This is a genomic window from Aliivibrio sifiae, assembly GCF_002954715.1.
In the GTDB taxonomy this organism is placed as follows: Bacteria; Pseudomonadota; Gammaproteobacteria; order Enterobacterales; family Vibrionaceae; genus Aliivibrio; species Aliivibrio sifiae.
Window position 1 is genome coordinate 1,969,794 of the sequence record NZ_MSCP01000001.1, and the last position, 14,973, is coordinate 1,984,766.

Sequence of the window (14,973 nt, forward strand, 5' to 3'; positions counted from 1 at the left end):
GGTTAGATACTCTAGCCCCTATTCTACTTTTGATCTCTAAGTGCTTTATATCAAGACTGCGGGTTTATCTGCGTGGGTGGCGTAATTTATAGATAAGCTTACTGAGTGTTTCATTCTTTATTTTAAAGCACTTCAAAATCAACCAGTAGATTTCTATTCAATACAGTGATCTTGCTGATATGAATCAAAATATAAAAGGGCTCATCATGACAATCGAAAATATCAGCCAAGCAAAAGTTGCCGGTGGTTGGCACAAACAATATATACATACATCATCTACACTAAATTGCGATATGCGCTTTGCTATCTTCCTACCAGCGAACGCTTCTGAAAGTAATCCAGTTCCTGTTTTATACTGGCTATCAGGCTTAACTTGTACTGATGAAAATTTTATGCAAAAAGCAGGCGCATTCAAAAAAGCGGCTGAATTAGGCATTGCCATTGTTGCCATGGATACGAGCCCTCGCGGCGAAGACGTTGCTGATGATGCAGAAGCTGCTTACGATTTTGGTCTAGGTGCAGGGTTCTATTTAAACGCAACTCAAGCACCATGGAATCGTCATTACCATATGTATGACTACGTAACAAAAGAGCTGCCATCTCTTATTGAAGAACACTTCCCTGTATCAGATAAAAAATCAATTTCTGGTCATAGTATGGGTGGTCACGGTGCAATTACTATTGGATTAAAAAATCAAGATGCATATCAGTCAATCTCTGCATTTAGCCCTATTTCTAGCCCAATCAATTGTCCTTGGGGTCAAAAAGCATTAGGCCTATATCTTGGTGATAATAAAGAGACTTGGAAAGAATACGATAGCTCTGAGCTTCTGAAAAAAGGCTCTAAGTTACCAATTTTAGTTGACCAAGGTGAAGCTGATGGCTTCTTAGAGGAACAATTAAAACCTGAATATCTTCTTTCTTCAGCAGAACAATCTGGCGCTAATTTGGAAGTAAGGATGCAACCGGGTTATGACCATAGCTACTTCTTTATTTCAACATTTATTGATGAGCATTTAGAGTTTCATGCCATTCATTTAAATAAATAAAAGTATACAAAGAACAAAAGCCCAGAAAAGGTTCTCCTTCTCTGGGCTTTTTTATGTCGACTAATTCAATATTATTAGATGAACGCTAACACTGGAGAGATACAAAGAAGTATACCCGTTACAATAATTAGGTTAGTTGATAAACCCTTATACTTATGAAGTGTTGGCACCTTATGAACAAGGTAAGCAGGGATTAAACACCCAACCAAACCAAATACAGGGCTACAAATTGATGTGAAAGATAAGATAGGTGCATTTAATGCAACTGCAGACCAAGCCAGTAAAACAATAAATACCGTAATTAGTTTATTAACTAACTCTTTATTAATTGCCGACTCATCCATACGTCTTAATAACACATTCATTGCTAAACCACGACACGCCTCTTGGAATGCCATAAACACACCAAAAAATGAGGTTACTACAGCAAAAATATTAATCACGATGCCAGTAATAGTCGCCCAACTACCAGGGAAGTAATGGGCAATGATCGCTAATGCTGAAATATTTTTATTCATCGCTTCTGCAGCTTGCTCTTGGCTTATCGCAAAGGTAAATGACACAGCAAAGAAGAAAACAACCACAAATAGGATAGAAAAAGCAATGTTCATTGCTCTTAGTGATTTATAGCGTGCGACTTCAATTGATTTTTCACGTGAACGATATGAAATAACCATAGGGCTAAGAGATTGAATAAAAAGAATTGAGGTTAATGTAAATGGAAGCGTGATAATTGCATCTTTTAGCATTGGGCCAAAAGAACCAATAGCAGGTACATTAGCAAAATCCCAACGAGAAACTAATAATAACCCCATAACAGCAACTAATGAAAGCACCGTCACCGCCATAAATCCAGACAGTTTAAATAGTAACTTCTCACCTTTAGACCCAATAAAAGCAAGAATACAAATTAAGCCTAAGCCATAAAAAACATTATCATTTAAATGCCCTTCAGTAACGCCAAATGAATGTAAATATGAAGAGCTGTCATTGGTTACAGCAAGTGAATATACCAATACCCAAATAACAAGCATGATGAAATAAAGAGCCCCTAAAGCTACGCCCCAGTTTTTACCTAAGTAACCAGTAATCACGCCTGGGTAATCTGTGCATGTTTTTGCTTCGGCAAGAGTATTGATGAAAAGTTTTTGAAACAAATACATGGCTGGGTAACCAATAATTGAAGAAAGAAGAAAAACCCAGATCCCCATGATACCGACTTGAACAGGTAAAAATACGATCCCTGCCCCTATAGCCATACCAATGCTGATAACAATCCACCCAATATCAACACTATCGAATTTAGTGGCTTTTTTCCATTCAGAATCAGTCATATCACTTTTACCATGACCAGAATTCGCCAATGTAGCTGTGTTCATATAAAACTCCATCTTTGTAGGGAACATTATTTTTATAATTTTAAAGCGCCTAAACGCCACACATTGCAACTTTTGAAGAATTTACTCTCTAATTTAAAAATAACAATGCAATTTTATTTGAAATGATAACAAGATCTCAGTTCGTAAAATAAACAATACAGAGCAACAAAGTACTTGCATTAGCTTATAAATGAGCATAAATTCAACTCAATCAAATAAATGCAATTTTTTTTGCATAAAATACAAACTTAAAATAAAATCAACAATAGTTGCAAAATAAAGGATGCCTATATGAAACAAATCATTGTAGCAAAATCAGCGCCTGAAGCGATTGGCCCTTACTCTCATGGTACCGCTTTTGGTGGCCTTATTTTTACATCTGGTCAATTACCGGTTGATGGTTCAACAGGCTCAGTTGTTGAAGGTGGTATCACTGCTCAATCTGAAATGTCTCTTAAAAACCTAATATCTGTTATCGAAGCTGCTGACGGCGATGTAAATACGGTACTAAAAACGACATGTTACCTTGCAAATATCACTGATTTTTCTACATTTAACGAAGTATATAAAACTGTTTTCCATACCGACTGCCCTGCACGATCTTGCTTTGCGGTAAAAGATCTTCCACTTGGCGTATTAGTTGAAGTCGAAGCTATTGCTCACAAGAAAACAACGGTATAACTAAAAAGGTGAAAAAAATGAACTCTACCTGGAAGCAATACATCACTATTTTAAAAAATGTCGTGAAGCCAGCCCTTGGCTGTACTGAACCTATTTGTGCTGCCTATGCAACAAGTGTGGCAACGCAAATGCTAGGAGAAAAACCAGAGACTATTGATGTTTTCGTCTCTGATAATTTGTATAAAAATAGTATGGGTGTTTTTGTTCCAAGAACAGGTAGAGTTGGACTTGCTATTGCCGCAGCAACTGGGGCTACAGGTGGAAACCCTGACGCAGGATTAGAAGTTCTTGCAAAATTGACAGAATCTCAAGTAAGTGAAGCTCAACAGCTTATTGACGCTGGTCGAATTCAAGTAAAACGAGAAACTACAGAAGAGTTCATTTATTGCCGCGTTGTCCTTAAAAGCTCGCAACATCACGCAGAAGTCACTATCAGTGGAGGTCATACATTAATCGTTGAAAAACGACTTGATGGTAATGTCATTTTTTCCCTTGATTCTTCATTACCAAAAGCCTCTACAGCTTCTATTTGTGATGGCGTAGATATCACTATTTCATCCATTTATGACTTTGCTACTAAAGCTGAATTTGACGATATTAAATTTATTCTAGAAGCTAAAGAACTCAATATAGCCCTAGCTCAGGAAGGATTAAATAATCCATATGGCTTAGAAGTGGGCCGAACTTACCAAAAAAATATAGAAACGGGTTTACTTTCAAAAAGCTTAGACAGCGACATTTTAATTTATACTTCAGCTGCATCTGATGCTCGAATGGGTGGAGCAACTTTACCTGCGATGTCTAATTATGGCAGTGGTAACCAAGGAATTGCAGCAACGATTCCCGTGGTTAAAATGGCTGACTTTTATAACGCCGATGAAGAAACATTAGCAAGAGCATTCATCATGAGTCACCTTGGTGCCATTTATATAAAATCTCATTATCCACCACTATCTGCTTTTTGTGGAAATGCAGTAACCTCTGCGGCGGCGGCAATGGCAATGGTATATTTAGCGGGTGGGACGTTCGAGCAATCTTGTTCAGCAATACAAAATACCATCAGTGATACCAGCGGTATGATCTGCGATGGGGCTAAATCGACTTGTGCAATGAAAGTAGGAAGTAGTGCTCAATCTGCAATGAAGTCTTCTTTACTTGCTTTAAATGATCACTGCGTAACAAAACAAGGTGTTATTGCCGAAGATGTAGAGAAAACGATTAAAAACATCGGAAGAATGATAACAACAGGCATGCCGAATATTGACCATGAAATCATTGAAATAATGGCGTCATAATGAAAAGATGTCACTATTCGCTAGTGACATCACTTTTCCACTAACATATAGAGTACGTATGCTACATAAACTATCTACAGCCGATAAGCTAATTCTTCAATCAACCTTTAGTATCGTTGATGGTATTGCTGCTATGTTTGGGAAACATGTCGAAGTCGTATTGCACTCTTTAGATTCCGATAACCCATCTATTATTAAAATCGCAAATGGGCATGTTACTGGCCGTGGAATTGGTGCTCCAATAACCAACTTAGCGTTAGAAAAGCTAAAAGCAGGTTCAGATGTATCAACTCCTTATTTCACACGAACAGATAAAGGTGAGTTAATGCGCTCTGTAACTTCAATGATTCGAAACGAGGCAGGAGTGCCTATCGCTTTACTTTGCATTAACTCTAATCTTGATGTACCAATGAATAGCTTCTTTATGGACCTATTCCCACAAGCTAACCAGTTAGCAGCATCACCAGAAACTTTTGCAAAAGACAGTATTGAAATGCTGACAGACTCGATAGCTAGAATACAAAGCGAAGTGTTAGAAGATGAAAGCATTGCTGTTTCTCGAAGAGTAAGAACCATTGTTGAACGTTTACATCATCAAGGCGCATTTAATATAAAGGATGCGACTCAGATCACCGCCAATATTCTCAATGTATCTAAAGACTCAGTTTATCGTTATTTAAGAAAATTTAAGTTATAAAAAAGAAAATAACTTAATACAAAAAAGCCCTGAGAACTTATCATTCTCAGGGCTTTTATTTTATAAGCTATTTAATAAAACGAAGTGCTTATATTAACCAGGTAATTGGTATGTATATGGCGCTTGGATACCCAAAGGAATACCTAGAGCCCAATACGCTAGTAAGAAAATAGTCCAACCAATTAGCATTGCGATAGAGAATGGCATCATTAGAGAGGCTAAAGTACCGATACCAGTAGACTTAACATAACGTTGGCAATAAACCACAACCAGCGGGAAGAATACCATTAGAGGAGAGATGATATTAGATACTGAATCACCTACACGGTATGCAGCTTGAGATAGCTCAGGAGAAATACCTACACCCATAAGCATTGGAACTAATACAGGACCAATTAATGCCCATTTAGCAGATGCAGAACCAATTAGTAGGTTTACAAATGCCGTCAGCAAAATCATACCAATAATGGTTAGCTGGCCAGGAAGCTCCATAGCTTTAAGCACATCAGCACCGTACATCGCTAAGATTGTACCGATATTCGATTGGCTGAACGCAACTAAGAACTGTGCACAGAAGAATGACATAACCATGTATGCACCCATTGTACCCATCGTCTCTGACATTGCTTTGATTACATCATTACTGCTTTTAAACGTACCAGAAACTCGTCCAAAAACGATACCTGGTATAATAAATAAAATGAAGATAAGTGGAACGATAGACTTCATCAAAGGCGCAGAGAACGAGGTAATTTCACCGTCAGGTGAACGCAGAGCTGAATCTTCAGGGTAAATAAGCGCGATAAGTAATGCGATACCCGCAACCATTGCCCAACCAGCAAATTTAAATGCTTTTGACTCAATCTCAGTAAATGAACCTAGATCAGGTGCCGTTTCTGCATCTTTATCTACTGGTGTTTTCGCTAAACGCGGTTCAATGATTTTCTCTGTTACATACCAACCAATAACAACAATAAGTACTGATGAAAGACCAGTAAAATAGATATTTGCTAGTGGATTAACGATATAAGACGTATCTAATACTTGTGCTGCTGTTTGCGTGAAGCCAGCAAGTAATGGATCAATGCCTGATGGGATAAAGTTAGCAGAGAAACCACCAGATACACCGGCAAATGCTGCTGCAATACCCGCTAACGGATGACGACCCGCCGCGTGGAAAATGATACCACCTAATGGGATAACTAATACATAACCGGCATCTGCTGCTGTGTGTGACACGATAGCAACAAGAATAAGCATTGGCGTTAGTAATTTAGCTGGAGTGAAGTTCAGCATTTTCTTAAGGCCAGTTTGAATGAAACCTGAAGAATCCGCAACACCAACACCTAGCATTGCAACTAATACGATGCCTAGTGGAGCAAAACTGGTAAAATTAGTTACCATAGTTGCTAAAAAGTTTGCTAAAGAATCACCCGTTAAAAGGTTTTTCACTTGAACTGCATCTTGAGTAACAGGATGAATCAAGTCAAATTGTACTTGTGATAATAGCGCTGAAAGACCCCAAACAATTAATAGGCCCCAGAAAAACAGTAGTGCAGGATCTGGGATCTTGTTACCTACTCGTTCGATTGTATTTAGAAAACGATCCATGCCGCTAGGCTTAGATGCTTTCTCTACTACTTGGTTACTCATTCGTAACTCCATTTATTTAATGTTGTATTTAAAGATAAAGAGATTTGATTTTTTTTATTCTTTATCTATTCCCTTGCTAAATCAGTGTAAACCAGATATTGCCAAGAAAAGCTTAATACATTGCATTTTCAGCGCTATGCAAATGTTTAATTTGTAAACCAATGTTTCAATGAAACATACGACTAACAATATTAATATTTACATTACAATAGAAACAAAAAAAGCGCCTTTCGGCGCTTTCTATTTATCTAATACAAACTAACTCACTAAGTGAAAATTACTCCCATTCAATCGTCGCTGGTGGCTTACCAGAAATATCGTAAACAACACGAGAAATGCCACTTACTTCATTAATAATACGATTAGATACTTTACCTAAGAAGTCGTATGGTAAATGTGCCCAATGCGCCGTCATGAAATCAATCGTTTCTACTGCACGTAAAGAAACAACCCAATCATATTTACGACCATCGCCCATTACGCCAACAGAACGTACTGGTAAGAATACAGTAAATGCTTGAGATACTTTGTTGTAAAGATCAGCATTGTGTAATTCTTCAATGAAAATAGCATCTGCACGACGAAGTAGATCACAGTACTCTTTCTTAATCTCACCAAGAACACGTACACCTAGACCTGGTCCAGGGAACGGGTGGCGATAAAGCATGTTGTATGGAAGACCTAATTCTAAACCAATCTTACGAACTTCATCTTTAAACAGTTCACGTAATGGCTCAACAAGACCCATCTCCATGTCATCAGGAAGACCACCAACATTGTGGTGAGATTTAATAACGTGTGCTTTACCAGTTTTAGATGCAGCTGATTCGATAACATCAGGGTAGATAGTACCTTGAGCTAACCATTTTGCATTTGATAGTTTCTTTGATTCTTCATCAAAGATATCTACAAATACATGACCGATGATTTTACGTTTAGCTTCAGGATCTGATTCACCTTCAAGAGCTTCTAAGAAACGTTTTTCAGCTTCAACATGAATGATCTTAAGACCAAACTTATCGCCAAACATTTCCATTACTTGGTCTGCTTCATTTAAGCGAAGTAAACCATTATCGACAAATACACACGTTAGTTTGTCACCAATTGCACGGTGTGCAAGCATAGCAACAACTGATGAATCAACACCACCAGATAAACCAAGAATCACTTCATCATCACCTACTTGCTCTTTAATACGAGCAACGGCATCTTCGATGATTGATGCTGACGTCCACAGACCTTCACAACCACATACATTAAGAACAAAGTTCTCAAGCATTTTTAGACCGTTTTTAGTATGAGTTACTTCTGGGTGGAATTGAACACCGTAATATTTCTTCTCTTCATTTGCCATAGCAGCGTAAGGACAGGTTTCTGTCTCTGCAATTTTTACAAAATCAGATGGAATTTCTACCACTTTATCACCGTGGCTCATCCAAACATCTTGAGTTGCTTCAAGATCTTTAAACAACGCCGATTCGCCAGTAACTTGAACTGCAGCATAACCAAATTCACGCTCAGTAGATGTTGCTACTTTACCACCAAGTTGCTCTGCCATTGTTTGCATGCCGTAACATACGCCAAATACAGGAACACCAGAATCAAAAACATATTGAGGTGCTCGTGGTGAATTTGCTTCAGTAACACTTTCTGGACCACCAGATAAGATGATGCCATCTGGATTAAAATCACGGATGTCCGATTCTTCTACATCCCAACTCCAAAGCTCACAGTAAACACCAATCTCACGGATACGACGCGCAACAAGCTGCGTGTATTGAGAACCAAAATCTAAAATAAGAATGCGTTGATCGTGGATATTAGTCGTCATTAGTCTTTCTCAAAAAGTCATTTATTTAGTGTGGCTTCACTATAAAACCACACGCTTAAAATTGAATTTGGTACAAAGTTTTTTCTTTATATTTCACAGCAGAATCATTCGAGTTCTAGGAAAAGGCACGGAGTTTACAAGTGTAAATGAGTACCTTTGACAACGAAATCGGAAGATTCTGCAAAGAAAATTAAGAAAAATTAGCCTAGGCGATAGTTTGGTGCTTCTTTCGTGATCTGAACATCATGCACGTGTGATTCTTTCATACCCGCACCTGAAATTCGTACAAATTCTGCTTTAGTTCGCATATCTTCAATCGTAGCTGAACCTGTTAGGCCCATGCTTGAACGCAAGCCACCCATTTGTTGATGAACGATTTCTTTTAGGCGTCCTTTATAAGCGATACGACCTTCAATACCTTCAGGAACAAGCTTATCTGCTGCATTATCTGATTGGAAGTAACGATCAGAAGAACCTTGAGACATTGCCCCAAGAGACCCCATACCACGGTAAGATTTGTATGAACGGCCTTGATAAAGGATTACTTCACCTGGAGCTTCTTCTGTACCAGCAAACATTGAACCAACCATCACACACGATGCGCCTGCTGCAATTGCTTTACAAATATCGCCAGAGTAACGAATACCGCCATCAGCGATAACTGGAATACCATGAGCTGTTGCAACTTCTGCTGCATCTGAAATAGCTGTAATTTGAGGAACACCCACACCCGTAACGATACGAGTTGTACAAATTGAACCTGGGCCGATACCAACCTTAACAGCACTTACACCAGCATCAATTAATGCTTTAGCACCAGCACCTGTTGCTACGTTGCCGCCGATAATTTGTAGGTCTGGGAAAGAAGCACGAGTTTCACGAATACGTTGTAAAACGCCTTCTGAATGACCGTGAGATGAATCGATAAGTAAAACATCAACGCCCGCTTCAACAAGTGCAGCAACACGTTCTTCATTACCAGCGCCTGCACCAACAGCAGCACCTACACGTAGACGACCACGTTCGTCTTTACATGCATTTGGTTTACGTTCTGCTTTATGGAAATCTTTTGCTGTGATCATACCGGTTAGTTGGAACTCATCATTCACAACCAACACTTTCTCAACACGGGCTTCATGCATTTTCTCTTGAACTTCTTCGCGAGTTGCTCCTTCTTCTACAGAAGCTAAGCGTGCTTTCGGCGTCATTACAACGTCAACTTTCTTAGATAAGTCTGTTACGAAGCGAACATCACGACCAGTAATGATACCAACAAGTTCGTTAGTTTCAGTTACTACAGGGAAGCCAGCAAAACCGTGTTTTTCAGTCAATTCTTTCACATCTTGGATAGTTGCGTCAGGACGAACGGTTACTGGAGCAGATACAACGCCTGCCTCAAAGATTTTTACTAAGCGAACTTGTTCAGCTTGCTGTTCAATAGACATGTTTTTGTGGATAAAACCGATGCCACCCTCTTGCGCTAATGCGATAGCAAGGCGCGCTTCTGTCACTGTATCCATTGATGCTGAAATCATTGGGATATTTAGAGAGATCGTCTTCGTTAACTGAGTGCGAAGATCAGCGGTGTTAGGAAGAACTGTGGAGTGTGCTGGGACGAGTAAAACGTCATCGAAGGTTAAAGCTTCTTTTGCGATTCGTAGCATTTGCAATATCTCACAACATAAGTGTTTAAAGGAATAAATCCCACTTTATCGTTTCGCATAATAAAGTGTTTTGGATTTGATATTGCAGACGGATTATACGCACTGCGCAATCGCTTGGCTACACATTTATTTATTTTTAATTTGCATTTACCCCCTTGATATGTATTATATTGCCGCTAATTCCTATACTCATGTCTAAGGCATTCTGATGTCTCTCGATTCTAATCCTCGCATCTTTACAGTCTCGCGTCTCAACTCTGAAGTCCGCCTATTATTAGAAAATGAAATGGGTATTGTTTGGCTTGTTGGTGAAATATCTAACCTTACTGTGCCTGTTTCTGGTCACTGGTATCTCACCCTTAAAGACAGCCAAGCCCAAGTAAAGTGTGCCATGTTTAAAGGCAATAATCGCCGAGTTACCTTTAAGCCTCAAAACGGAAAACAAGTTCTTGTTAAAGCCCGCCTCTCTCTTTATGAACCTCGTGGTGACTATCAAATAATCATTGAAAGTATGCAACCAGAAGGAGATGGTCGTCTTCAACAAGAGTTTGACCAATTAAAAATGTCACTCGCTGCTGAAGGTCTTTTTGCTCAAACTGCAAAACAGCCCTTACCTGAACAACCTAAACGTATTGGTGTTATAACCTCTAAAACAGGCGCTGCACTTTTTGATATTCTAAATGTATTAAAACGACGAGATCCTAACCTACCTGTCGTTATTTACCCAACGATGGTTCAAGGCTCTGGTGCCGCAATACAAATAGCACAAGCGATTGGACGAGCAAACAGTCGTAATGAATGTGATATATTGATCGTTGGACGTGGCGGTGGCTCATTAGAGGATCTTTGGTGTTTTAATGAAGAGATTGTCGCAAGAACGATTGCTGCAAGTAAGATCCCTATCGTCAGTGCTGTCGGTCATGAGATTGATGTAACTATTACTGACTTTGTTGCAGATGTACGAGCACCAACCCCTTCTGCAGCAGCCGAATTAGTGAGCCGAGATCTCTCTTCTCAGCTACAGACTGTTACTCACCAAAAACGTCGTTTAAATAGTGCCATGGAGCGCTATTTAGCAGGACAGCAACGTCAATTATTAGCACTTCAACACCGCCTTGAAAAACAGCATCCACAAATGCAGTTAAACAATCAAAGTCAAAAACTGGATGACTTAAATCAACGATTAATGAATCATATGCAACAACGATTGCAACGTAATCAATATAACGTTGAAAACCTAACCTTACGTTTAAATAATCTATCTCCGAGCAAAAAAATATCTCAAGATAAGTTACGTATTGAAGAGCTAAAACGTCGTTTATTAGATTCAATGGATAGAAACTTGCTAATGCAACGTCATCAATTGGCTCTAGCGGCAGAAAAACTAGATACCGTTAGCCCATTAGCCACCTTACAACGTGGTTATTCGATTACTCGAAATGATAAAGGATCGGTAATCACTTCAACAAAGCAAATTAATATTGGGGATAGTATTACTACTCGCTTTGTTGATGGTGAAATTAAATCGACAGTTACTGTAAACTAGCTAACACAATAACAAGTTACATAGACAGATATTGCTAACTCTGCTCGACTTCAACAAATTCAGTTTTAGCTCGAGACTTAGATTTTAATTCATTACAATCATGACAAAAATAGCTTGGTGCCCCACACGCATTAAGCTTTTCCATCTCTTTGTTACAATCTGGGCAATAAGCTACTTTTTTAAAATCTACCTGACAAAAATCGCAGTGATACCCTTCTCTACTCCAACGTAATTCAGACTGACATTTAGGGCATTCGTTTGTTTGCATTACTCATTCCTTATTAATTTATTTCGACCAAATACTGATACGCTGCATATCTCAAAAAATATAGATCTTTGTGCTTATAGGGATCTGATCAGCGATCATGCCCTTTAAGAACATTTATATAACCACACCCCGAAAGCATTAGTTACATATCCTGTTTTTCAATTTTAAACGATATAAAACTTCACAACAGTCACTTTAAAACAGTAGATCCAGAACATCAATCAGCATTAGGCTTACTAATTTCAGTAGAAAAAACGGAAATTACACAAAATGTAGAATAAGATATACATCTCATGTAATTTCAACTTTAAATACGTTTTTTCGAATGGGTAACCATCAATAACTCTTGTTCGCCCTTTGCTTTTAGTTCAACTCGAATCTCTTGATAATCTTTAAACGAAGAGACATGAGTACCGCCACAAGGAAGCTTTACTACACCATCTATACCAAAATCTGCTATCCAGTAACGTGAATCGGTTAACGCTTTACCTTCACACTCAATAGAAACTTTATGTTCTAAGGCCAACCACGCAGTTATCTGCTTATTGACTTGCTCTGCGATAGAGTTAAGGTTTTCCATCATTTCAGCACTATTAAGACCGCGTTTACGTAATGTTTTCCCTAAACGATACACATCTTCACAATGATCTTCTGTGACAAAACTGGTTTCTTGAGCATAACTGTTGAAATTGTAATGTCCCAGTTCATCTTTTCGATCTGCATCTTTACGCCAATAACTTGCATGAAGTACTTTATTTAAGGCTAAGTAAGCAATATGACCAGCACTATGCCCACGACTCAGTGAGTCTTGATATTCTTTATCAACTTTTAGCTCTACAGTATTTTCTACTGCAATATCCGCATCCTTAGATATTAAGTGCGTCACGACAAATACCCAGCCATCTTCACCACGTTTTACTGGGATTTTTTTATCTATATATAATTCACTCGTAGCTAATTCAATCGCACCTGTTTGACAAGCGAGTATTGGATAGTCATTGCCATTTATGTGAATCGTTCCTTTATCTTCTGGATGATCAGGCCAAATATGGCTTACAGGGTGAAAAGGCGTTTCTTTAGTCACAAACCATTTACCTTGGTCTGTTTCTTTAATTAATTGAACAACTGACGTGTGTTGCCATGTGTTATGACAAAAAAGAATCTCTGTTGCTGATAACTGAGTCATGATTTTCACCTAAAAAAAACGCCCAACAAGATGGGCGTTTTATTATTCAATATGTATAAATAAAGTAATTACAGATTATTTTTTATTACGGCTTTTCACTGCACCAACTAGACGCTTACGTTGACGCTCTTGAGATAGAGTCAACTTACCACCACGATCTTCAAATGGGTTTTCACTATTCTGGAATTGAATACGAATAGGTGTGCCCATAATTTCTAATGATTTACGGAAGTAGTTCATTAAGAAACGTTTGTAAGAAGAAGGTAATTCTTTTACTTGGTTACCGTGAATAACGATAAGTGGTGGGTTGTAACCACCTGCGTGTGCATATTTCAGTTTCACACGACGGCCACGAACCATTGGTGGTTGGTGATCGTCTTGAGCCATCTTCATGATACGAGTAAGAACAGATGTACCTACACGCTTAGTTGCAGAAACATACGCTTCTTGTACTGATTCATATAAATGACCAACACCAGTACCATGTAGAGCTGAAATAAAGTGAAGACGAGCAAAATCAACAAAGCCTAGACGACGGTCTAACTCAGACTTTACTTTCTCTTTAACTTCGTTATCAAGACCATCCCACTTATTTACAGCAATAACTAATGAACGACCTGCGTTCAATGCAAAGCCCAGCAAACTTAGATCTTGATCTGAGATATTTTCACGAGCATCGATAACAAGCAATACTACGTTAGCATCTTCAACCGCTTTCAATGTTTTGATTACAGAGAATTTCTCAACCGTTTCATTGATACGACCACGGCGACGAACACCTGCGGTATCAATAAGTACGTACTCTTGACCTTCACGTTCCATTGGAATGTAAATAGAGTCACGAGTTGTACCAGGCATATCGTAAACAACCACACGCTCTTCACCTAAAATACGGTTAATTAGCGTTGATTTACCTACGTTAGGACGGCCGATAATCGCTAATTTGATTGGTTGATCTTGAAGGCGTGAAAAATCTTTTTCTGCATCTTCTTCTGTTCGATCTTTTTCTTCTTCTTCGAAATCTTCAAATTCAGTAAGATCCATAATCTCACCATTTTCATCTTTCAAAGATTCTTCAATTAACTCTTCCATGAAAGGAGCTAAAGCCAATTCAAGTAAAGACGTCACACCACGACCATGCGAAGCAGCAATTTGATAAACCTTGTTCATCCCTAATTGCCAGAATTCTGCACTTGCTGCATCAGCATCAATACCATCGATCTTATTTACTACTAAGAACGTTGGTTTTTCACGTGAACGTAAGTGTTTTGCAATCGCTTCATCAGATGATGTTAAACCTGCACGGCCATCAACCATAAATAGCACAACATCAGCTTCTTCGATCGCAGCTAATGATTGTTCTGCCATTTTAGTTTCTACACCTTCTTCCGTCCCATCAATACCACCGGTATCAATAAGAATGAATTCAAGCTCTTCTAATTTAGCACGGCCGTATTTACGGTCACGAGTTAAGCCTGGAAAGTCAGCAACTAATGCATCCCTTGTGCGTGTAACACGGTTAAACAGCGTCGATTTACCAACATTTGGACGCCCTACCAGAGCAACAACAGGAATCATATATACCTCTTAATTTAATCATAGGCATAGCGCGAGCTAATACCAATTTGATGATAGTTTTTTAATATGAACGGATAAAAACCATCACCAAATTGGATTATCTTTCACTATCTAAAAACAATAAAAGGCCCCAAAGTCAAAAGGAC

At 38.6% G+C, this 14,973-nt stretch carries 12 protein-coding genes; 5 read left to right on the forward strand and 7 right to left on the reverse strand.

Annotated elements, in window-relative coordinates; all coding sequences use genetic code 11:
- The first annotated feature begins 206 nt into the window (after window positions 1–206).
- Window positions 207–1,049 (forward strand): S-formylglutathione hydrolase, encoded by an 843-nt coding sequence (gene fghA, locus BTO23_RS08780; RefSeq protein WP_060993634.1) that lies wholly within the window; start codon window positions 207–209, stop codon window positions 1,047–1,049.
- A gap of 74 nt (window positions 1,050–1,123) precedes the next feature.
- Here the strand turns inward: fghA and BTO23_RS08785 are convergent, their stop codons facing one another.
- Window positions 1,124–2,428: an SLC5/6 family protein gene (locus BTO23_RS08785; protein ID WP_060993635.1), complete on the reverse strand. Its 1,305-nt coding sequence runs from the start codon at window positions 2,426–2,428 to the stop codon at window positions 1,124–1,126.
- Between the two features lie 291 nt (window positions 2,429–2,719).
- Between BTO23_RS08785 and BTO23_RS08790 the strand changes: the two genes are divergently transcribed.
- The 3 genes from BTO23_RS08790 to BTO23_RS08800 are packed head-to-tail and all read left to right on the forward strand — an operon-like array spanning window position 2,720 to window position 5,101.
- Window positions 2,720–3,109, forward strand: a complete 390-nt coding sequence (locus BTO23_RS08790) for a Rid family detoxifying hydrolase (RefSeq protein ID WP_105063378.1) — start codon at window positions 2,720–2,722, stop codon at window positions 3,107–3,109.
- 17 nt (window positions 3,110–3,126) lie between these two features.
- Complete coding sequence (locus BTO23_RS08795; protein WP_060993637.1) at window positions 3,127–4,404, forward strand: L-cysteine desulfidase family protein; 1,278 nt, start codon at window positions 3,127–3,129, stop codon at window positions 4,402–4,404.
- Window positions 4,405–4,462: 58 nt separating this feature from the next.
- Window positions 4,463–5,101 carry a helix-turn-helix transcriptional regulator gene (locus BTO23_RS08800; protein ID WP_060993638.1) on the forward strand — a complete coding sequence of 213 codons (639 nt, stop codon included), beginning with the start codon at window positions 4,463–4,465 and terminating at the stop codon, window positions 5,099–5,101.
- Window positions 5,102–5,194: 93 nt separating this feature from the next.
- Here the strand turns inward: BTO23_RS08800 and BTO23_RS08805 are convergent, their stop codons facing one another.
- From BTO23_RS08805 to guaB, 3 genes are all read right to left on the reverse strand, one after another.
- Window positions 5,195–6,754 carry an AbgT family transporter gene (locus BTO23_RS08805; protein WP_060993639.1) on the reverse strand — a complete coding sequence of 520 codons (1,560 nt, stop codon included), beginning with the start codon at window positions 6,752–6,754 and terminating at the stop codon, window positions 5,195–5,197.
- Window positions 6,755–7,031: 277 nt separating this feature from the next.
- Window positions 7,032–8,585 (reverse strand): glutamine-hydrolyzing GMP synthase, encoded by a 1,554-nt coding sequence (guaA, locus tag BTO23_RS08810; RefSeq protein WP_060993640.1) that lies wholly within the window; start codon window positions 8,583–8,585, stop codon window positions 7,032–7,034.
- A 200-nt stretch (window positions 8,586–8,785) separates the two neighbouring features.
- The gene (gene guaB, locus BTO23_RS08815) at window positions 8,786–10,249 is read right to left on the reverse strand and encodes an IMP dehydrogenase (protein ID WP_060993641.1); all 1,464 of its coding nucleotides are present in this window, start codon (window positions 10,247–10,249) and stop codon (window positions 8,786–8,788) included.
- A gap of 208 nt (window positions 10,250–10,457) precedes the next feature.
- On the opposite strand from guaB, the gene xseA reads away from it, so the two are divergent.
- Window positions 10,458–11,795: an exodeoxyribonuclease VII large subunit gene (xseA, locus tag BTO23_RS08820; protein ID WP_105063379.1), complete on the forward strand. Its 1,338-nt coding sequence runs from the start codon at window positions 10,458–10,460 to the stop codon at window positions 11,793–11,795.
- Window positions 11,796–11,829: 34 nt separating this feature from the next.
- On the opposite strand, the gene BTO23_RS08825 is transcribed toward xseA, so the two are convergent.
- From BTO23_RS08825 to der, 3 genes are all read right to left on the reverse strand, one after another.
- A complete protein-coding gene (locus BTO23_RS08825) occupies window positions 11,830–12,063 on the reverse strand; it encodes a zinc ribbon domain-containing protein (protein ID WP_060993643.1) in 234 nt (77 codons plus the stop codon).
- A gap of 307 nt (window positions 12,064–12,370) precedes the next feature.
- On the reverse strand, window positions 12,371–13,249 hold the full coding sequence (locus tag BTO23_RS08830; RefSeq protein ID WP_061005238.1) for a hypothetical protein: 879 nt from the start codon (window positions 13,247–13,249) through the stop codon (window positions 12,371–12,373).
- Between the two features lie 75 nt (window positions 13,250–13,324).
- Entirely contained in the window at window positions 13,325–14,827 is a 1,503-nt protein-coding gene (der, locus tag BTO23_RS08835; protein WP_060993645.1) for a ribosome biogenesis GTPase Der, read from the reverse strand.
- Window positions 14,828–14,973 lie beyond the last annotated feature (146 nt).